This window comes from Streptomyces sp. 150FB (genome assembly GCF_000818195.1).
In the GTDB taxonomy this organism is placed as follows: Bacteria; Actinomycetota; Actinomycetes; order Streptomycetales; family Streptomycetaceae; genus Streptomyces.
In genome coordinates this window covers 547,690-548,577 of record NZ_JTHL01000001.1, presented here as the reverse complement: position 1 = coordinate 548,577, position 888 = coordinate 547,690, and the positions used below count along the sequence as shown (strand labels likewise).

The window sequence follows — 888 nt, the reverse complement described above, 5'->3', positions numbered from 1 at the left end:
GCGGCACGCGGCCCTGGACCGGGTGGCGGCGGACAGCTCGCCCTGACCGCGGCCTATCGCGGGGCGGGCGCGGCCAGTTCGGCGTCGAGCGAGCGCAGTACGGAGACGGAGACCCCGGGCGTCACCGCGGCGAGCTGCCACGGCGAACGCGCCGCCACGCGCTCGGCGAAGTCCGGATTCGCCACCAGCGGCAGATGCCGCAGCACGGCGGCCCGCGCACGTCCGTCGCTCAGCAACTCGCCCAGCGGGGTGGTCACGTTCGCCGAGGCGCGCGCGAACTCCCCCTCGTCCGGCAGCTCCTGGGACGACGCGAGCACCAACTCGTACTGCGCGCGCGCCAGCAGATGCGTACGGTCCACATCCCCACTGACGGGCAGACCCAGCCGGACGAACTGGCTCTCCGGTGCGTCGCACGCCCGCATCAGCTCCGTCAGCAGCCCGGCCATGCGCAGTTCGGCCTCGTCGTCGAGGAGCGGGGCGCGCTGCCCGGGATCGCTGTCCAGGTCGAACAGCATCGTGCCGTAGGCGTACGGACTGCCCCAGGGCCTGCCCGGCATCCGCAGCACCGGGGCACCCTTCGTGAACGGCAGCGGTTCGATCAGCTCGGCGTCCGCCAACTCCTCGGGGGCGAACCTGCTCGAAATATGGGTCGGCATCAACGTGTGCTCGAACAGCGGCTCGTTCGAGGGCCGCGCGCACGCCCGCATGTACACGTACCGCCCATCGGTGACATTGACATGCCCCCCGAACGCGCCGAACAGCCCCGCCTCGCGCACCGGTGTGTCGGCCGCCACGGCGCCGCCCAGCGCCGATCCCTGCATCAGCGCCGGTGCCGGCACCCCGAAGAAGTCCAGCAGGGTCGGGCCGAAGTCGACGGTCTGTACGAGG

At 72.4% G+C, this 888-nt stretch carries 1 pseudogene; it reads right to left on the bottom strand.

Features of this window, described 5'->3' with window-relative positions:
* Positions 1-53 precede the first annotated feature (53 nt).
* Positions 54-888, bottom strand: a pseudogene (locus tag QR77_RS02255) (sulfatase); the annotation flags it as partial.